This window comes from Halomonas sp. M1 (assembly GCF_029581375.1).
In the GTDB taxonomy this organism is placed as follows: domain Bacteria; phylum Pseudomonadota; class Gammaproteobacteria; order Pseudomonadales; family Halomonadaceae; genus Vreelandella.
In genome coordinates, this window is the sequence record NZ_CP121119.1 from 1,687,312 (window position 1) to 1,706,547 (window position 19,236).

Sequence of the window (19,236 nt, forward strand, 5' to 3'; positions counted from 1 at the left end):
CTGCATTCTACAGAAGCATGGCCGGATGTCAATACATCGTGTTTAAATCTTTTGATTCAAACCAATACGTTGCTCACCCTGCCGCTACCGTGTGGTGAGCGCGGACGAAGGATGCCGCATGAATGGCTGCTTCGTCAATCAAAACCGTATGTTTTAACCCAGAAGCGCGGCGCGGCTTAAAATCGTGATCCCCATCCTGTAGCCACATTAGCTGGGCAGTGGCGGGGAGTGAGTAACCGGCCACCTCTCCCGCACTACCAAACGGGTCCCGCTCGCCCTGGAGAATCAACATTGGGCAGCTAATAGACGAAAAGTGCGTCACGCGAAGCTTCTGGGGCTGCCTGGGCGGGTGAAAAGGGTAACCTGCGACAACAACACCAGGGCATCCACTTTGACTGTTTGCATGCCCACTCGTGAAAGCCTCACTGGCAAACATAGAGGCAATACGGCCGCCCATTGACTTCCCACCGACCCACAGGGGAGTTTCCCCTAGCGGATGCAGCAACTCATACCAAGCGCTAAAGTGGGCCAGGGTTTGCTTAACAGGGGGTGGCGGGCGGCGTCTTCCTTGCTCGTAAACTTGCTGCATGTAAGGGAAATCAATCGCCAGCACCTGCAATCCATGGCCTGCCAACGTCGCGACAAATTGACGCATAAAATCTGACAAGTGCCCGGCACCCGCGCCATGAGCAAACAATATTCGACCATATTTTGGAATGCCCGAAATCGCTAAAGGCCCATAACCACCCACTATAAACCGCTGTTTAGTGCCGTTACTAATGACACTGGGCAACTCATCTGGCCCAATGTTAACGAAACCCAACTTAGCGTAAAGAGACACCATGCACTCCTAGTAATTCCGTGTTATTCCAATTGGCTTGTTCAGCTTGAGGCGCTGCTGCGCTAGAATCGCGACTGGATCTTGACCTGCATCATCAAGCGGGTGGCCGCATCCGTGCAAAATGCCACGGGTTACCCCCTAACCGCGTTCGATGGGAACATGAAATGAGCACAGCACTGGAACACCCGACCTATAACTACAAGGTGGTTCGGCAGTTTGCGATTATGACCGTTGTGTGGGGCATCGTAGGTATGACCGTTGGTGTCATCCTTGCCGCACAGCTGGTTTGGCCGCAACTGAACCTCGGATTACCTTGGACGAGCTTCGGGCGTCTACGCCCGTTACACACTAACGCCGTAATTTTCGCCTTTGGTGGCTCGGCGCTATTTGCGACATCGTACTACGTTGTTCAGCGCACCTGTCAGACACGCCTTTTCTCTGACAAGCTTGCCGCATTTACTTTTTGGGGTTGGCAGGCGGTCATCCTTTCTGCCGTGGTCACTTTGCCGCTAGGCTATACCACGACCAAAGAGTATGCAGAGCTTGAGTGGCCAATCAATATTTTGATTGCCGTTGTCTGGATTAGCTACGCGATTGTCTTCTTAATGACGATTAAGAAGCGAACCACGTCGCATATCTACGTGGCTAACTGGTTCTTTGCTGCGTTTATTATTACGGTTGCCGTGCTGCATATCGTCAATAATGCCGCCATCCCGGTCACCCCAATGTACTCCACGTCTATTTACGCAGGCGCAATAGATGCCATGGTGCAGTGGTGGTATGGCCATAACGCGGTTGGCTTTTTCTTGACTGCAGGTTTCTTGGGCATGATGTACTACTTCGTACCCAAGCAGGCTGAGCGGCCGATCTACTCTTATCGCCTCTCCATCGTCCATTTTTGGGCGCTGATTATGATTTACATGTGGGCAGGCCCGCACCACCTCCACTACACCGCGCTGCCCAACTGGGCGCAGTCGCTGGGTATGATTATGTCGATCATTCTGCTGGCACCCTCATGGGGCGGCATGATTAACGGCATGATGACCCTGTCAGGTGCTTGGCATAAATTGCGTACTGACCCTACCCTGCGGTTCCTGGTCGTGGCGCTTTCGTTCTACGGCATGTCGACCTTTGAAGGTCCGATGATGGCGATTAAGACCGTTAACGCGCTCTCTCACTATACTGACTGGACCATTGGTCACGTACACTCTGGCGCGCTTGGCTGGGTTGCCATGATCACCATTGGCTCTATGTACCACCTGATTCCTCGCCTGTTTGGTCGCACTGAAATGCATTCCATAAGTCTGATCGCAGTGCACTTCTGGCTAGCCACTATCGGCACCGTACTCTACATCGCTGCCATGTGGGTGAACGGCATCATGCAGGGCTTAATGTGGCGTGCAATTAACGCCGATGGCACCCTGATGTACACCTTCATTGAATCGGTTGAAGCCAGTGGCCCCGGCTACTTTGTTCGCTTGATTGGTGGCCTCTTCTGGATCGTAGGCATGCTGCTTATGGCATATAACGTTTATATGACCGTGAAACGCCGCGAAGCTATCAGCCAACCAGCGCCGCAAGCCGCTTAAATCGGGGAAGTTGAGACCAATGAAACACGAGATTGTCGAAAAGAACGTTGGCCTGCTCGCCGTGTTGATCCTGGTTGCGATCAGCTTTGGCGGCTTGGCTGAGGTGGTTCCACTGTTCTTTCAAAAAGACACCACCGAACCTGTTGAGGGGCTACGCCCCTTAACCGCGCTGGAACTGGAAGGGCGTGATATTTACCGTCGTGAGGGCTGCGTAGGCTGCCACTCGCAAATGGTGCGCCCTTTCCGTGCAGAAACCGAGCGTTACGGCCACTATAACGTTGCCGGTGAGGAAGTGTACGAGCACAACTTCCTGTGGGGCTCTAAGCGTACTGGCCCAGATCTAGCACGCGTCGGTGGCCGCTACAGCGATGATTGGCACCGTGCACACATGTATAACCCCCGCGATGTGGTGCCAGAGTCTATTATGCCGGCTTACCCTTGGCTGTTTGAGCGCACCCTTGATGGCGACGCTACCCCAGCTAAAATGCGTACCCTGCGTCGACTAGGCGTGCCTTACACTGATGAGGACATCGCCACGGCTACTGCAGACGTTCGAGGTCAGCAGGAAATCACTGCGCTGGTCGCCTACCTGCAGCAACTAGGAACTGTGCTTGAGGGCACTCGCTAAGCTATGGATACGGGAACTTTCCGCGGTCTTATTACGCTGTTTTTGATTATCGCTTTTATAGGCATTTTTGTTTGGTCCTACTCAAAGCGACGTAAACCAGACTTTGACGAAGCAGCTAACCTGCCATTCGCCGACGACAGTGATAAGCAACCAGCCAGTGATCAGCATGCTTCGCCTGATCGCGAAGCAGATTCCCGCCACGACAGGGGAGATAAAAACAGATGAATAATTTATGGGGTGACTCCCTATCCAGCTTCTGGAGTGCCTGGATTATTGTCATCACGCTGGGCACTATCGCTCTAAGCGTTTGGATTTTAATGTCTAACCGCCGTACCGATAAGATTCCAGACGCTGACGGCAATGTTGAGACTACAGGTCACGCAGCTGATGGCATTGAAGAGTACGACAATCCACTACCTAAGTGGTGGTTCCAGCTATTTGTTCTAACGGTTGTATTTGCGCTCGGGTACTTGGTTCTTTACCCAGGACTGGGTAACTACGCTGGCATTTTGGGCTGGTCCCAGGAGAGCCAGTGGGAACAGGAAGTGGCCGACGCTCAGGAACGCTTCACGCCAATTTTTGCCCAGTATCAGGAAGTCCCTATTCCTGAACTAGCAAGAGATGACGATGCCATGCAGGTAGCAGAGCGTATTTATCAGAATAACTGCGCTGTATGCCATGGTTCCAACGCTCAGGGTGGTTACGGCTTCCCGAACTTGACCAATGACGACTGGCTGTACGGTGGAGAGCCTGAAAATATTCTAGCCACCCTGAACCATGGTCGTAACGGTCTGATGCCCTCGTGGCAGCAGCTAGGTGAGAATAACATTGAGAACCTCACCCAGTACGTTCTAGCGTTATCCAGCCTAGAGCATGATGCTGAGCGAGCTGACAGCGGTGAAAGCACTTATATGGCGGTTTGTGCGGCTTGCCACGCGCCTAATGGCACCGGCAACACTGCGCTCGGCGCGCCCAACCTGACCAACGATATCTGGCTCTATCAAGCGCCTGGCCAAAGCGTTGCAGATTCGGTTCGTCAAACGCTACGTAATGGCCGTAATGGTCACATGCCAGCACAGGCTGCCTATATCGGTGAAGAGCGTGTTCACTTAGTAGCCGCCTATGTTTACAGCTTACGGTTTAACGACTAAACATCGCTAAGCTGTTTTAAAAGGCTGATTAAAGGGGGTGCGGTTACATACCGCACCCTTTCTTCATCCACAACCCGATACACTATTCATCGCTGAATGTTATCTGGTTGACAGCTGATCCCCGTGCTGCCATCTATTCCTGCCTTGTGAGCTGCGATCATTGCCATGGAAAAAATACCTAGCCGCGATATAACGCCACCGACTGTTGGGCATCATACCCCGGGGAAAAGTGAAACCCAGGAAATGTACGCCAAACGCCGCCACATTTACGTGCGCGAAATTAAAGGCCTGTTTCAAAAGGTTCGGCGCAGCGCTAACTGGGCGCTCATGCTGGTATTTTTCTTACTCCCATGGATTAACTGGGGCTCCCGCCCGGCTATTTGGTTTGATTTGCCCGGCCGTGAATTTCATATCTTTGCCGCAACGTTCTACCCGCAAGAGTTTGTCCTACTGTCGTGGCTGCTGATTATCTGCGCCTTTGGGCTGTTTTTTATTACCGTCTTTGCAGGGCGTGTTTGGTGCGGCTACACCTGTCCACAAAGTGTCTGGACGTTTCTGTTTATTTGGCTTGAGCACCGCATTGAAGGCTCCAGAAACCAGCGTATCAAGCTGGACAAGCAGCCGCTTACCGCCAATAAGGCGTGGCGTAAAGGGGTTAAGCATGCTGCCTGGCTGCTGATCGCTCTTGCTACCGGCATTACCTTTGTCGGCTACTTCACCCCCATTCGCACGCTGGTTATCGAACTCCCCTCCCTGGAAGCCCACGGCTGGTCTTACTTCTGGGTGGGCTTCTTTTTAGTGTTCACCTACCTAAATGCAGGCTGGCTGCGCGAACAGGTGTGCATTTATATGTGCCCCTATGCACGCTTTCAGTCGGTGATGTTTGATCGCGACACGCTCATCGTTTCCTACGATGAAGCACGCGGCGAACCGCGTGGTAGCCGCAAAAAATCACTTAGCCATACCCAAGCTAGAGAAGCGGGCTTTGGCGACTGTATTGACTGCGACCTGTGTGTTCAGGTGTGCCCAACGGGCATCGATATTCGTGATGGCCTGCAGTATGAATGCATCACCTGTGCGGCGTGTATTGATGCCTGCGATAGCGTCATGGATAAAATGGGCTACCCTCGGGGGTTAATTCGCTACACCACTGAAAATGCGCTGGAGGGCAAAAAAAGCCATATTTTACGCCCTCGCCTGCTTGGCTATTTTGCTGCGCTCGTCGTGATGGTGGCCGCATTTGCCTGGGCGGTTAACGACCGTATGCCGCTAGGTTTCGACGTTGAGCGCGAACGTACCCAGCTTTACCAAACCACGCGGGATGGGCGCATTAGCAATGTGTATAGCTTGAACATCCGCAACTTAGACAACCAAGACCATACGTATCGCTTAAGCGTATCGGGGCTACCAAGCCTTGCGCTAGACGATGTCGTGGTAAGCGTCCCCGCGGGCGACTCTCGCCTCCGGGTAGTGACTGTACTCGTAGACGCAAGTGATCTAAGTGAGCCGAGCCACCCCATTATATTTACTTTACAAGCCCAGCAGGACGAGCGTATACGCATTGAGCGTGAAGCACGCTTCCTAGGCGACATCAGGAGATAAAGGCACCATGTCCCCCCAGAGCGTTACCCCATGGTATAAGCAAGTTTGGCCCTGGTTTTTACTTGGGCTTTTAGGTGTTTCTATCTTTGCCAGTAGCACACTCGCTGTCATGGCGATACGCACATCCGATGGTTTGGTCCAAGATGACTACTACGAGCATGGCCGAGCCATTAACGTGGTCATTGCTAAGCAGGAGCGCGCGCGTGAATTAAACCTGAGCGCAGAGCTTCGTATTGACCCGCTCACCAGCGATATCGTTCTTGACCTCGACGGTGACGTGCATCCTGACACGCTATATTTGAAACTGATCTTCCCTACGCAGGATGATCGCGATCAGCAGTTTGTGCTTGAGCATGTCAGAGAGGGGCGCTATCTCGCCCAAGGACCCGATAACTTGCGCTACCGTTGGTACTTGCAGCTACAGCCAGACGAAGAGGATGCCGATTGGCGCCTCATCGGAGTAGCACGCTTTCCTGATGAAAATAGCATTGCCCTACTACCCGGAGGACGTTCTGAAAGCGAATGAGCACTACCTTGACGTCCTCTAGCTGCTACCACTGCGGCAATCCGGTGCCCGCAGGGGCACCGTGGCAAATTGCCCTTGATGAAACTACCCATCCGCTTTGTTGCCCCGGCTGCGAAGCAGTAGCACATGCCATTGTGGATGGGGGGCTGGAAAGCTATTACCGCTACCGCACCGAGCTACCTGAGCGCCCTGATGAGCGCCAAGCCACCAAAGCAGAAACTTGGTCGGTATTTGACGACCCCGGCCTGCAGGCACAGTTTGTGCACGCAGATGGTGACGAGGGGTTTGTTAGGGCGACATTAGCGGTTGAGGGTATTACCTGTGCTGCTTGTGCTTGGCTAATTGAACACCGCCTGAATGCCCTTGAGGGCGTAGGATCCAGCGCGGTAAATTTGACCCATCATCGCCTGCGAGTGAGCTGGGATCCAAACGTTGTCAAGCTATCTCAGCTATTCGCCGAGCTGGCGGCAATTGGTTACGACGCCCAGCCCTACGAACCTGATCAAGCCCAAGCACGTCTTCAACATGAAGAGCGGATGAACGTACGCCGTCTGATTGTCGCCGCAGTGGGCATGATGCAGGTCATGATGTTCTCCATCCCCATCTATGTCGCAGGGCCTGGCGAAATCAGCGCGGATTTTTATGCGCTTTTCCACTGGCTCTCATTTGCCCTAGCAACGCCCGTGGTGCTTTTCTCAGCACAGCCTTTTTTTCGCAATGCGTTGCGCGATCTTAAAACCGGCGTGCTGGGTATGGATGTGCCGGTCTCACTCGCCATTGGTGGTGCCTACTTAGCCAGCAGCTATGCGGTGCTGTTTGATGTAGGAGAGGTGTATTACGACTCGGTTGCCATGTTCACCTTTTTCCTGCTGTTTGGCCGCTATGTAGAAGGCCGCGCCAGACGACGCAGCGGCCACAGTGGCAACGCGTTAAGCGGTGTTTTGCCGGTTTCCGCCACGCGTCTTGAAGCCGATGGCAGCGAGCGGATTCTGCCTGCTAGCGAACTAACAACAGGCGACCGAATACTCATCAAACCCGGCCACGGCGTGCCCGCCGACGGTATTATCGAAGAGGGTGAATCTAGTCTCGATGAGTCCATGCTGACCGGGGAGTACTTGCCAGTCACGCGGCGCGTGGGCGATAGCGTCACCGGCGGCAGTCAGAATATGGAAAACCCGCTGGTCGTCACCGTTACCCATGCGGGTGGTGAAGCACGCGTGGCGAGCATTGTAGATTTAACCGACCGCGCCTTTGCCAGCCGCCCAAGGCTTGCGCAAATGGCCGCACGTATGGCGCATCTCTTTGTTTTGCGCCTGCTGGTAGTGACGGCCTGCGTTACCCTTGCCTGGTGGTACATCGATCCATCAAGAGTGCTATGGATCATGCTTTCAGTGCTGGTCGTCACGTGCCCCTGTGCGCTGGCCCTGGCGACCCCTACTGCCTTAACCGCTGGCCATGGTCAGCTGCGCAAACGCGGTGTACTAATCACCCGCGCCGATGCCATGGAGTCGCTCTCGAACGTTACTCGGGTTATTTTCGACAAAACAGGCACGCTGACCCGGGGCGAAATGCACCTCACGCAAACAACTCCGCTTGCTGGCCTTTCCACTGAGCTGCCCGAACTCAGCGCTGAGCGAGCCAGGGCGATTGCCGCAGCATTGGAAGCCCATTCAGAGCACCCTATCGCTCGGGCATTCCGCCCTTTCCGCGATGCCACGCTGCAGGCTCATCACGTACAAAGCCATACCGGCTCTGGCTTAGAAGGCACGCTAAACGGTTCTACTTGGCGCCTAGGGAAACCGGACTTTGCCTGTAAAACGGCTATTGCACCGCCCGGCCCCGGGCAGTGGCTGCTGCTGAGCGAAAATAGCGAGCCGCGCGCATGGTTTAAACTGCATGATGGCATTCGTGATGATGCAGCCCAAACGGTGGCCGCTCTCCAGGCCCGAGGGTTAACGGTTGAACTTCTTTCTGGGGATACCCAAGAGGCGGTTGAGAGCCTCGCCCAGCAGCTCAATATCACCACCTGGCATGCGGGCAGGTCACCCGAAGGAAAACTTGAGCGACTACGCGAGCTACAAGCCCAAGGCGAGTGTGTCGTAATGATTGGCGACGGCATCAACGACGTGCCCGTCTTAGCGGGTGCTGACGTGGCGATTGCCATGAACGGCGCCACGGATTTAGCCCGCACGCGCGCCGATGCGGTACTTCTCAGTCCCCGTTTGATGCGGATATATGACGCTATCGAGATTTCCGGAGCCACGCGCAAGATCATGCGACAAAATATGCTGTGGTCAGTCTGCTACAACTTCTCAGCACTGCCACTGGCCGCCATGGGCCTGATACCACCATGGCTTGCCGCTATTGGCATGTCGCTTAGTTCTCTGGTAGTGGTGGGTAATGCGCTGCGCCTGTCACGCTGGCGTACCCAATCGGCTCCACTGATAGCCCCTACTCATCCGGTGAACGCATGACAATTCTTTATCTGCTTATTCCTCTATCGCTTATCTTACTCGGCCTCGCCGTCTGGGCGTTTTTTTGGGCGGTTAAGCACGACCAGTTTGATGATCTTGAAGGGCCCGCCTACCGCGTTCTGTTCGATGACGATGAGAATGACTTAACTAAGGAGCAGCGCGACGAGCGTAAAATAGCGTCTCGTAAACAGGCTAAATCAAACGACTCAGAACCACCGCCATGAACCCAACAGGGTTAGATTTACCACCGGTCATGGCGGCTTTTGTATTTGGTTTGATGGGGGGTGCTCACTGTATCGGCATGTGTGGCGGCATTATGAGCGCACTGACCTTTGCTGTACCGCCAAGCATGCGCCACCCCGCCCGTATGGGTGGCCTTTTACTAAGCTATAACGCTGGCCGCATTCTAAGCTACATGGTCGCAGGCGCCCTAGTGGCGGCGCTGGGTACGCTTATTTCGCTTTCTCCCACCGCCCGCATTATGCTGCAAGCGTTTGCCGCGCTCATGCTGATTTTAATGGCGCTGTATATTGCCAACTGGTGGAAGGGTCTGCTTAAGGTCGAAGCCATTGGGCGACACCTATGGCGCTATATAGAGCCGCTAGGGCGGCGTTTGATGCCCGTTGTGCACCTTCCCCAGGCATTTACCCTTGGCGCGCTATGGGGCTGGCTACCCTGCGGCCTTGTCTACTCCATGCTGGCCTGGAGCCTCGCTATCGCCGACCCACTCCAAGGTGCACTGCTGATGGGCGCCTTTGGTTTAGGCACCCTACCAGCGCTGCTGGCCACCGGCTTGGCTGCCCAGCAGCTTAGCCAGCTAATACGCCATCCGGCCACTCGTAGCATCGCTGCACTGACTATTATTGGTTTTGCGGTATGGCAGCTATGGGCGCTGATGGGTCATGGCGCCCATTAACGCCCTGACGCGTATACCTTGATGCAGCTCAACGCTTTCATGGTTTGCTTGTTCTAGCATTTAGCAGCGTTTAAGCCTGTTTTTCTCGGCATTAACACCTGTGATCCCCTATTGCTTTTGATCTTGCTATTCAAGCTTGGTGCAAGCCTTGCTTTTAAACCCTGGAGCGCCTTCCATGCCTGCACATGCCACTGCTGCCGTTTCACACCCTACACTTGCAGCGCCTCCGGCCACAGCCTGGGATGAAGCGCTGCTTCGCCGCTACGACAAAAGCGGCCCCCGTTACACTTCTTACCCAACCGCGCTCGCTTTCAATGAGCAGTTCACCGCAGATGATTTTACCCAAGCGCTTGAGCGTAGCAATCAGAGCCAGCGACCGCTATCGCTCTATGTGCACGTGCCTTTTTGCCGCAAAATTTGCTTTTACTGTGCCTGCAATAAGATTGCTACCAAAAACACCCAGTTGGCAGAGCCGTATCTCTCTAGACTCGACCGTGAAATGGTTCTCACCGCTCGCCACCTAGATACTAAGCGCCCAGTACAACAGTTGCACTGGGGCGGTGGGACACCGACGTTTCTCTCGCTTGCACAAATGAGCGACCTGATTGACCGTTTAGACGCTCGCTTTGGTTTATCCATGTCGCCTGATCGTGATTACGCCATTGAAATTGACCCGCGGGAAGCCGATGTATTTACCCTACGCCACTTACAGTCACTCGGGTTTAACCGGCTGAGCCTTGGCGTACAGGATTTAAACCCACGGGTACAAAAAGCGATTAATCGTGTGCAGCCACGAGTGCTCACTGAAACATTAATGGATGAAGCCCACCGTCTAAGTTTTCGCTCACTTAATCTCGATTTGATCTATGGCCTGCCCTTTCAAACCGAGCAGAGCTTTGCCGACACACTGCAGCAGGTTATTGAGCTAAACCCTGCACGGTTATCAGTGTTTAACTATGCCCATATGCCCACTCGCTTTGCGCCTCAGCGACGTATTAATGAGGAAGACTTACCAAGCGCCGATGAGAAACTCGCTATTTTGCATACTACTATTGAGATGCTTACCAGCGCAGGCTATGTACACATTGGTATGGATCATTTTGCCCGACCGGATGATAGCTTGGCGGTGGCCCAGCGCAACGGCTCACTTCAGCGTAATTTCCAAGGTTACTCCAGCCATGCTCAGTGTGATCTGATAGGGCTAGGCGTCTCAGCCATTTCTCGCGTGGATGACGTTTATGCGCAAAACCCAACCTCTCTTGAACACTTTGAAGCAGCACTAGATCAAGGTAGGCTAGCAACAGTAAAAGGTTTAAGATTAAATCAGGACGACCTAATACGGCGAGACGTTATTGAACGCTTAATGTGTGATATGCGAATTGATCTAGCAGCGGTAGGCCAGCGCTGGGGAATTGATGCTGCTGACTACTTTTCTCCCGTTCTTGAGCAGCTTCACGCGGCAGAACAGGACGGCTTGCTGATACGTGACGGCCTCTCTTTGAGCGCCACACCCACAGGCCGACTGCTTATTCGTCATCTTGCCATGGCCTTCGATGCTTATTTATCCGGCCAGTCGTCTCAGCGTTATTCAAAAATTATGTGACCCTATTGAGGCGCTCTTGCCTGGCGCCTATCATGGCAAATGATAAACGGAGAATTACATGCCTCACCAAGCCAGCCCCCGACGTTCACTGCTGCAAGAAGCACGCTGTCAAACCTGCAGCCTTAGTTCGTTGTGCCTACCGCTGGCCCTTGAGCTTGAGGACATGGGGCAGTTTGACGCTATTATCCGCCGCCGGGCACCGCTTAAAAAAGGTGAGCCGCTGTTTCGCCAGGGAGACCCGTTTACCAGTGTGTATGCCGTTCGCTCGGGTAGCCTTAAACAGGTCACCAGCGAAGGTAATGGCAACGACCAGCTTACCAACTTCTACCTGCCCAGCGAGCTGGTGGGGTTAGACGGCATTGATGAAAACTATTACCCCGGCAGCGTTATTGCCTTGGAAACCACGACCGTTTGTGAAATCCCTTTCGACCGCTTGGATACACTCTCTGAAGAGCTTCCCGAACTACGGGGACAGCTCTACCGGAGCATGAGTAAAGAGCTGAAAGATGACCGCCGAATGATGCGCCTGCTATCACGCAAAACCGCCGACCAGCGACTCGCTAGCTTCTTAATCACGCTCTCAGACCGCTTTCGTCGGCGTGGTTACTCCCCCTACAGCTTCCGGCTCTCTATGTCCCGGGCGGATATGGGAAATTACTTGGGCCTCGCGGTAGAAACCGTCAGCCGTATTCTTAGCCGTTTCCAGCAACAAGCCGTGGTAGCCGTGTCAGGGCGTGAAATTAATATCCTCGACATGCAGCGGTTAATTATCTTGGCCGAAGAGGACGAGCAGATCGCTACCCCACGTTAAATGCTTGAATGCGCCCGGCCATCAGTGCTGCTTGTTTGCTTTCAAGGTTTGCAAAATCAAATAGCTGGCGGTCGGCAAGCTGGGAGGGGGCCACATTCGTCACCGCTTTAAACATGCTTTCCAGCCGCCCAGGATGCTTCTTATCCCACTCTGCCAGCATATCTTTAACGACCTGACGCTGGAGGTTGGGCTGCGAACCACACAGGTTACAGGGAATGATGGGGAACTCCATTAGCCGGGAGAACTCGGCAATATCCGCCTCTTTGCAGTAAGCAAGCGGACGAATGACGATGTTTTTACCATCATCAGAGAGCAGCTTAGGCGGCATAGCTTTTAAAGTCCCGCCAAAAAACATATTTAAAAACAGCGTTTCTAAAATATCTTCCCGGTGATGACCCAAAGCAATTTTGGTAGCACCAATCTCTTCAGCAAATCCATACAGCGACCCTCTACGCAGTCGCGAACAGAGTGCACACGTGGTCTTTCCTTCTGGTGTTTTCTCTTTCACCACCGAGTAGGTGTCCCGCTCTAGAATATGGTACTCCACCCCCTGCTTATCCAAATACTGCGGAAGGATGTGCTCTGGAAAACCCGGTTGCTTCTGATCCATATTCACCGCCACCAGTGAGAAGTTAACCGGGGCGTTGCGCTGCAAGTTGCGCAAAATCTCAAGCATGGTGTAGCTATCTTTGCCACCCGATAGGCACACCATCACCCGGTCGCCTTCGCCAATCATCTGATAATCGATGATTGCGTTACCCACCTCGCGACGCAGGCGTTTTTGCAACTTGTTGAATTCACGCTTCTGTTTTGCGTCTTGGGTGTCGGGTAGGGCTTGCTGGCTGGCCGCTTGGGCGGCATCGATGGTCGCCGGGTCAAAATAATCAAGAGATTGCATGGTATAGGCACTGCCGCTGGTAGAAAAAGCAGCGGCCATTCTAACAATACTCGACAGCTCCACCCAACAGAAACCCAGCGGGTTTAAGCCACCTGGGCAGTCTCACGCTGCAAACGGATATACAGCAGCGCACTCGCAGCAGCCTCACTTAGCACCCCGTGGCTGTTCATTGCGGGCAGTTGCCATCGCTCTAGCGCCTCGCCCAAGTCGTTGCCGATATCTACCTGGGGGTGTAAACGTCGCAGCTGGCGATGATGAAGCTTGGCGACATCCACCTGCGCATTGGGCAAACCGAAGCCAAGCGCCTCCTTGAACTGCATATTTAGCTGATCAAGAGAGCGATCTATTTGCCAGCCTATTAAGGGCCGGTTGCCAATAAATTCAGCCAGCGCCCCGAGATTCTCTGCATTGGGCGATAAAGCGACTGTCGTACCATAAACGTGTTGATGGCGCCTAAGCGTAGCGGCATTTGCGCTACGGGTGTTCGCTATCGTGGCAACCCAGGCTCTGCTGGTTTGAACATGGCGCTGGCTCAGCACCACTGCTGCCACGCTAATCACCGGGTGCTCACCTGCAGAGGCATAACACGCAAGGGCCACCTGCTCTTCCCCCATATAGGGCTGGAATAGCCATGCATAGGGAGAGCCAACACACCGGCGGCGGTCGCTTTCTCGCTGCAGGAGGGTGCGCAGGGAGCCGCTGAATAGCGACACGTGTCGATCTAACCATCGCATGCCGCTCACGAATACTCCAGATGATATCGGTGGGAAAGGCGCTGTTTGAAATCTTTAACAATATGCATCGCTTCGCGAAGCAAATCGCGCTCAAGGGAGGAGAGTTCCTGCACGACCACACGGTTAGTGCGCGTACCGGACGCACCATCCAACTCTTGAAGCTGCTGTTTTAGCCGCAGCTCTGTAAACAGCGCTAATGCCTCCCCCAAATCATCGGCGAAGCGACGATCCAACCGGCCATCCGTCGCTAGGGCATCTAAACGATCCAGCGTCGACGTTGCCTTAATCCGTCGCTCAAGCGCCATAGTGCGCACGCCATGCACAATCGGAAAAATGCCGCCTTTTTTTATATCAATACCGTGTTGGGGCTTTTTCAGCGAGCCAAAGAGCGTCAGCGGCGTCGAAAAACGCAAGGCCGTTCTGGCAAAGTAAGAGAGCAGCAGCTCGTCTCGGGAGCAGCGCTCAAAGAGTTCTTCCCGCACGCTCTCTAGTAACGTGGGATTCCCACCCACTGCGTGGGCATCAAGCAGAATCGCCAGCTTCATCAAGCTATCGCCATCCCGGGCACTGGCCCACTTCACAATATTTTTTTTCCATTGAGACACTGTCCCGACCCACTCGGGGTTAGACACCATAATGTTGCCGGGGCACGGCGGGTAACCTAATTGAATAAGCGTTTTCGTCAGCGTTTGCATTTGCTCGGCCACGTCAGGCCACTGACTGTCATCCGCTAAAATCAGACCATTATCCTGGTCTGTTTTGAGAATTTGCTCGCCACGCCCCTCGCTTCCCATCACCATCATGCAGCTATCGTTATGGTGAGCTTCATCAACGGTAAATGACCAGGCTTTACTCATAATGCGCCCATTGAGCGCGGCTAAGAGGTCCATCGCAAAACGTAACTTGACCCCTTGGACCATTAAGGCTTTTACCAGCTCAGGGGTGCGCTGACTTGCCGTTGCCAACGCCTCTAAGTCATTCGCTTGCTCAATTTGAAGGCTAACCACATAGCTACGACTGGAGAAGTAGCTCAGCACATCGGTTAGCTCGACAACCCCTTTGAGTGCCTCTTGCTCCACCACCACAACCCGCGCCACCTTGTGGCGTGTCATCAACACCAGGGCTTCAAAGAGGTATTGATCTGGCGTCACAGTCACCAGGGAAAAATGGGCTACCTCCTCAACGGGCGTAGCATTCGTGCAATTGCCAAGCACCAAGCCATTCAGCAAATCCGTTTTGGTAACCATCCCATGCTTGCCCTGGGTCTTGACCAGCAGGCTGTCGGCATGGCTGTCGTTCAGCTGAGCAACGGCACTAGCAATATCGGCCGTCGCCTCCATTAGCAACGGTTCACGCATACACTCACTTACTTTAGCGAGCATAAAGCCGGCCATGGTGACGCCACCTTCCGCGCGCTTTTCACTCAGCAAGCGCGTCTTGTGGGAAAGCGTCTGCTTAAAGAAGTTTTCGAAGTCAGGATAATGGCGACATAGCTGCAAAAACAGCGCTTTGGGCATGATGTAGCACAGGCTTTCTTGCTCGGCCTGAAAACGGTAACGGCTTTTACCATTTAGAATACTGATAGCACCGAACAGATCGCCCGCCGTGTAGTGGCCGATGCGCGCGCTAGACGCTGGCAGCGTAGGATCAATCTCGGCAACTTCGCCCTTATGGATGAGAAACATGGACTCACCCGCCTGCCCTGTTTCTAAAATAATCTCATCTCGGTCAAAGTAGGCTAGGTCTACTCCACGGCGAACATAATCACGCCCCTCTTCATCCAGCAGTGTAAACGGCAGCTGGGACAGCTCAACCTCTACCATGCGCGACCTCACTCTACTAAAGGCAAATAAAGTACCCTACGACGCTGCAACCTAATTACCTAGCGACCGCACCCGCCTGGCCACTCTCCTTTTTCACTAGCGCTTCTTTGCCAGCATTTCTTAACTCTCATACCTTTAAACAAGCTAAAACTATAAAATGACCATATAGATTTCACCTACTCACTTTCTTATACCTTTAGCTATGCCGCTAACGTCGAATCGACGTTTTATTAGCGACTAAAGTAGCGCCTTATTGCAACAACTTCGACACTAAGAAAAACCTTTTTTTAAGGTAGCAAACATTGCTTTTAAGCGAGCCATAGACCATCGTCCTATCATGTTTAAATGAATATCAAAAAATAACAAAAAAACTAGAAAAAATAGGCATTTCTGCGTATAAAAACGTATGCAAAAGCGCTCACATAGCTACCTGATACCAAAGTCTGGGATTTATTTTTTGCATTTATTGACCAGTATTACCGGTGAAGCAGTCGGGGTTCTCAAATTCACTAACCAAATGCTTTACCAGGTGCCAATTAAATCGCTTAACTTGGCTCAACGTGGTCACTCTTGGTTAGCGTTTAAAAAGGGGAACACTGCAAGAATAATTGAGCGGCGTGCCTCGCAAAGCTGACACGTCACTTTTAATAAAAAGCAGTTTCCCTCGTGCGATTGCCCTGATGAATCACACGCTACTTTGAGTTCACTTTCCAACCCTAAAAATCACAAGTGGAGAGCAACACAATGGCAGACGACAAAACCAATGCTGCTGAATACTGGAAAGCCAACGTCCGCTTAATTTTCGGATGCCTAGCGGTTTGGGCGTTCGTATCTTATGGATGCGCTATCCTCTTTCGCCCACTGCTGGCGGGCATACCTGTTGGCGGAACTGACCTGGGTTTCTGGTTTGCACAACAGGGCTCAATTTTGACTTTCATCGCTTTGATCTTCTTCTACGCCTGGAAGATGAACAAACTTGATGAAAAATTTGGCCTTGGGGAGTAAGCCAGCATGAGCCAGTTTGCAATTAACTTACTATTTGTTGGCGCCTCCTTTGCGCTCTATATCGGGATTGCGATATGGGCGCGAGCCGGCTCCACGAAAGATTTCTACGTCGCCGGCGGCGGCGTTCACCCGATCACCAACGGTATGGCCACGGCTGCCGACTGGATGTCAGCGGCATCGTTTATCTCGATGGCAGGCCTGCTAGCCTCCGGCGGTTATGCCAACTCTAGCTTCTTGATGGGCTGGACCGGCGGCTACGTTATCCTTGCGATGCTACTTGCTCCGTACCTACGCAAGTTCGGCAAGTTTACCGTGCCCGACTTCATTGGCGACCGCTTCTACAGCAACACCGCCCGGTTTGTGGCGATTGTCTGCTTGATCGTAGCTTCAGTGACGTACGTTATCGGTCAAATGACCGGTGCTGGCGTTGCGTTCTCACGCTTCCTGGAAGTCAGCAATACTTGGGGCATCTGGATTGCGGCACTGATCGTCTTCCTATATGCCGTATTTGGTGGCATGAAAGGCATCACTTACACCCAGGTAGCGCAGTACGTTGTTCTGATTATTGCCTACACTATTCCGGCAATTTTCATCGCCATGCAACTTACCGGCAACCCAATTCCAATGTTCGGTATGTTTAGTACACATACTGAATCCGGCGTGCCGCTATTGGAAAAACTAGATGAAGTCGTAGTTGCTCTTGGCTTTCAAGATTACACCGCCGATGTCGACAACAAGCTGAACATGGTGCTGTTTACCCTGTCGCTGATGGTTGGTACTGCCGGTCTACCCCACGTAATCATTCGTTTCTTCACGGTGCCTAAAGTAGCTGATGCACGCTGGTCTGCTGGCTGGGCGCTAGTGTTTATTGCACTGCTGTATCTCACCGCACCTGCGGTTGGCTCCATGGCACGCTTGAACCTAACGACAACTATCTACCCAGATCTTGCTGGTCAGGTAGAAAATGTCGAAGAAGCGCTACAGTCATCCATTCAGCACGGTGAAATCACGACAACAGATGCTCAGGGCTACGCACTGGCCGAAGAGTGGACCAATCACCCCGATGTGCCTGAGTGGATGGTAACGTGGGCTGAAACGGGTCTGATTCAGTTCCGCGACCTCAATAATGACGGCCGCATTCAGATGTACAATGACAATGCAGACTTCTCAGAACTCGGTTGGTCTGGCAGCGAGCTAGAGGTCAACAACGACATCATGGTACTTGCTAACCCCGAGATCGCTAACCTGCCGGGCTGGGTAATTGGCTTGATTGCAGCAGGCGGTATTGCAGCGGCGCTTTCAACCGCGGCAGGCCTATTGCTGGCTATCTCGTCCGCTATTAGCCATGACTTGATCAAAACCATGATCAATCCGAAGATCTCTGAAAAAGGTGAAATGCTTGCAGCACGTATTTCCATGGGTGGCGCGATTCTGCTGGCAACCTACTTGGGCCTAAACCCACCAGGGTTTGCAGCACAAACCGTAGCACTGGCCTTTGGTATTGCGGGTGCCTCACTGTTCCCAGCGCTGATGATGGGTATCTTCTCTAAGCGTATGAACAGCAAAGGTGCTATTGCAGGTATGCTAGCGGGCCTTATCACTACCTTGCTATATATCTTCACTTACTTGGGCTGGCTGTTTATTCCAGGCACCAATATGCTGGCCAACACGCCGGATAACTGGATCCTGGGTATCTCCCCGCTCTCCTTTGGTGCAGTAGGTGCGATGATCAACTTTGCGGTTGCATTTGCAGTCTCCAGCGCAACGGAAGAGCCTCCCCAGGAGATTCAAGACCTGGTGGAAAGCGTCCGCTATCCGAAAGGTGCTGGTGTAGCGATTGATCACTAAGTCATAATCATTCCTTCTATAAGGCATACTGCCCATAGAGACGTGGAATGACAGCTTGCCATCGGGCTTCCTCAGGGAAGCCCGATGGCTTTTAGAAAGGATATTTTATGATTTGGCACTTAGTAGCCGCGGTCTTTTCCGGCCTGGCCGCTGCGGGTATTGGTTTATTACTTAGAACATTGAGCGGCAAACGTCTTCCAAAGTGGATCGTACCCGTCTTTGGTGGCTTAGGCATGCTGGGATATCAGGTATCCACGGAGTACAGCTGGTTCGAGCACAAGCAAGCGCAACTGCCTAGTTCAGCAGAGGTCGTCGCCAGCGAAACCAGCAGTGCCGTTTGGCGGCCATGGACGTTTGCTTTTCCTATCACCACGAAATTTACGGTTATTGACCGCGATAGCGTCCATATCAGCGAGTCGCCGACACGGGTTGTAGAGTTCATGTTGTATCAGTTTGAACGTCATCATGTTGATGCAGTGACGGTTCAAGGCTACTTACTGAATTGCTCATCGCGTGAACTAGTGCCCATGGATACGGTGGCTGGCGAACTAGATACGCACTCTATACGTATCTTGCGCGAAGATTCAGGCATTTATACGGCGCTATGCCGCTCCTAAATGCTCAAGTAATCACATAGAGGTATTACCGTACCCACTGACGCTGTGGCGATTTTCCCCTAAACTGAGCTCTTTTAACCTCTAAAACAGGCGCTTTTCTTTTTTTAGGCAAGCGCTTTGGATGTCGAGAGCGTGTATTTACTACGTAGGGTAGGTTCTTTCGCGCCAGC

At 52.9% G+C, this 19,236-nt stretch carries 18 protein-coding genes; 14 read left to right on the forward strand and 4 right to left on the reverse strand.

The annotated features are described in order from the left end of the window. Positions 1-73: 73 nt before the first annotated feature. The gene (locus tag P8S54_RS07630; RefSeq protein ID WP_348651276.1) at positions 74-844 is read right to left on the reverse strand and encodes an alpha/beta fold hydrolase; all 771 of its coding nucleotides are present in this window, start codon (positions 842-844) and stop codon (positions 74-76) included. A gap of 161 nt (positions 845-1,005) precedes the next feature. Between P8S54_RS07630 and ccoN the strand changes: the two genes are divergently transcribed. From ccoN to fnr, 11 genes are all read left to right on the forward strand, one after another. Beyond that, a complete protein-coding gene (gene ccoN, locus P8S54_RS07635) occupies positions 1,006-2,430 on the forward strand; it encodes a cytochrome-c oxidase, cbb3-type subunit I (RefSeq protein ID WP_009095947.1) in 1,425 nt (474 codons plus the stop codon). Between the two features lie 19 nt (positions 2,431-2,449). Beyond that, positions 2,450-3,058 (forward strand): cytochrome-c oxidase, cbb3-type subunit II, encoded by a 609-nt coding sequence (gene ccoO, locus P8S54_RS07640; protein ID WP_009095946.1) that lies wholly within the window; start codon positions 2,450-2,452, stop codon positions 3,056-3,058. A 3-nt stretch (positions 3,059-3,061) separates the two neighbouring features. Beyond that, entirely contained in the window at positions 3,062-3,283 is a 222-nt protein-coding gene (locus tag P8S54_RS07645; protein ID WP_281443910.1) for a cbb3-type cytochrome c oxidase subunit 3, read from the forward strand. Beyond that, the gene (gene ccoP, locus P8S54_RS07650; RefSeq protein WP_009095941.1) at positions 3,280-4,209 is read left to right on the forward strand and encodes a cytochrome-c oxidase, cbb3-type subunit III; all 930 of its coding nucleotides are present in this window, start codon (positions 3,280-3,282) and stop codon (positions 4,207-4,209) included. Before P8S54_RS07645 ends, ccoP begins: the two co-directional genes overlap by 4 nt. A 165-nt stretch (positions 4,210-4,374) precedes the next feature. Next, a complete protein-coding gene (ccoG, locus tag P8S54_RS07655) occupies positions 4,375-5,811 on the forward strand; it encodes a cytochrome c oxidase accessory protein CcoG (RefSeq protein ID WP_281443911.1) in 1,437 nt (478 codons plus the stop codon). A 7-nt stretch (positions 5,812-5,818) separates the two neighbouring features. After that, the gene (locus P8S54_RS07660) at positions 5,819-6,337 is read left to right on the forward strand and encodes a FixH family protein (RefSeq protein ID WP_281443912.1); all 519 of its coding nucleotides are present in this window, start codon (positions 5,819-5,821) and stop codon (positions 6,335-6,337) included. Continuing rightward, a complete protein-coding gene (locus P8S54_RS07665; protein WP_281443913.1) occupies positions 6,334-8,811 on the forward strand; it encodes a heavy metal translocating P-type ATPase in 2,478 nt (825 codons plus the stop codon). The genes P8S54_RS07660 and P8S54_RS07665 overlap by 4 nt, the downstream gene beginning before the upstream one ends. Continuing rightward, positions 8,808-9,035: a cbb3-type cytochrome oxidase assembly protein CcoS gene (ccoS, locus tag P8S54_RS07670; protein WP_281443914.1), complete on the forward strand. Its 228-nt coding sequence runs from the start codon at positions 8,808-8,810 to the stop codon at positions 9,033-9,035. The genes P8S54_RS07665 and ccoS overlap by 4 nt, the downstream gene beginning before the upstream one ends. Then, positions 9,032-9,727, forward strand: a complete 696-nt coding sequence (locus P8S54_RS07675; RefSeq protein WP_009095929.1) for a sulfite exporter TauE/SafE family protein — start codon at positions 9,032-9,034, stop codon at positions 9,725-9,727. Before ccoS ends, P8S54_RS07675 begins: the two co-directional genes overlap by 4 nt. A 175-nt stretch (positions 9,728-9,902) precedes the next feature. Next, positions 9,903-11,330, forward strand: a complete 1,428-nt coding sequence (gene hemN / locus P8S54_RS07680) for an oxygen-independent coproporphyrinogen III oxidase (protein ID WP_281443915.1) — start codon at positions 9,903-9,905, stop codon at positions 11,328-11,330. Between the two features lie 58 nt (positions 11,331-11,388). After that, positions 11,389-12,141, forward strand: coding sequence for a fumarate/nitrate reduction transcriptional regulator Fnr (fnr, locus tag P8S54_RS07685; protein ID WP_281443916.1), 753 nt, complete (start codon positions 11,389-11,391; stop codon positions 12,139-12,141). Here the strand turns inward: fnr and ttcA are convergent. From ttcA to P8S54_RS07700, 3 genes are read right to left on the reverse strand one after another with little or no spacing between them, the layout of a single operon-like run. Further along, the gene (gene ttcA / locus P8S54_RS07690) at positions 12,128-13,078 is read right to left on the reverse strand and encodes a tRNA 2-thiocytidine(32) synthetase TtcA (RefSeq protein WP_281443917.1); all 951 of its coding nucleotides are present in this window, start codon (positions 13,076-13,078) and stop codon (positions 12,128-12,130) included. The two genes, fnr and ttcA, sit on opposite strands and share 14 nt — an antisense overlap. Before the next feature lie 44 nt (positions 13,079-13,122). Beyond that, entirely contained in the window at positions 13,123-13,773 is a 651-nt protein-coding gene (locus tag P8S54_RS07695) for a DNA polymerase III subunit epsilon (RefSeq protein ID WP_035539806.1), read from the reverse strand. Positions 13,774-13,778: 5 nt separating this feature from the next. Then, entirely contained in the window at positions 13,779-15,596 is a 1,818-nt protein-coding gene (locus tag P8S54_RS07700) for a putative nucleotidyltransferase substrate binding domain-containing protein (RefSeq protein ID WP_281443918.1), read from the reverse strand. Positions 15,597-16,340: 744 nt separating this feature from the next. Here P8S54_RS07700 and P8S54_RS07705 point away from each other — a divergent pair. The 3 genes from P8S54_RS07705 to P8S54_RS07715 all read left to right on the forward strand — a co-directional run bounded on the left by P8S54_RS07705 (position 16,341) and on the right by P8S54_RS07715 (position 19,066). Beyond that, complete coding sequence (locus P8S54_RS07705; protein ID WP_009095916.1) at positions 16,341-16,601, forward strand: DUF4212 domain-containing protein; 261 nt, start codon at positions 16,341-16,343, stop codon at positions 16,599-16,601. Between the two features lie 6 nt (positions 16,602-16,607). Continuing rightward, complete coding sequence (locus P8S54_RS07710) at positions 16,608-18,449, forward strand: sodium:solute symporter family protein (RefSeq protein ID WP_009095915.1); 1,842 nt, start codon at positions 16,608-16,610, stop codon at positions 18,447-18,449. A gap of 107 nt (positions 18,450-18,556) precedes the next feature. After that, a complete protein-coding gene (locus P8S54_RS07715; protein ID WP_009095913.1) occupies positions 18,557-19,066 on the forward strand; it encodes a hypothetical protein in 510 nt (169 codons plus the stop codon). Positions 19,067-19,236 lie beyond the last annotated feature (170 nt).